Genomic DNA, 393 nt, shown 5'->3' on the forward strand with positions numbered 1-393 from the left:
GCAGCCTGATTGACTACAACGTGCGCGCCGAGCGCATGGGCTGGCTGCCGTCTGCCCCGCAGCTCAACCGCAACCCGCTGGGTATTGCTGCCGAGGCAGAAAAAGCCGGAATGGAAGTGTCGGACTATGTGGCGCAGTCCATGAAAGACGGCTCCCTGGCGTTTGCCAGTGAGGATCCGGAAGCGCCCCAGAACCATCCGCGCAATATGTTTATCTGGCGATCCAACCTGCTGGGGTCCTCCGGTAAGGGCCACGAGTACATGCTCAAGTACCTGCTGGGTACCAAGAGCGGCCTGCAGGGCAAGGATCTGGGCCACGAAGGTGGCGCCAAGCCGAAAGAGGTCAAATGGCATGACGAAGCGCCGGAAGGCAAACTCGACCTGCTGGTGACCC

General features: G+C 61.3%; 1 pseudogene. It reads left to right on the top strand.

Features of this window, described 5'->3' with window-relative positions:
- Positions 1-393: pseudogene (locus B2W52_RS18665) on the top strand (molybdopterin-dependent oxidoreductase); the annotation flags it as partial.

Source organism: Marinobacter sp. UBA2498 (assembly GCF_002341575.1).
GTDB classification, from domain to species: domain Bacteria; phylum Pseudomonadota; class Gammaproteobacteria; order Pseudomonadales; family Oleiphilaceae; genus Marinobacter; species Marinobacter manganoxydans.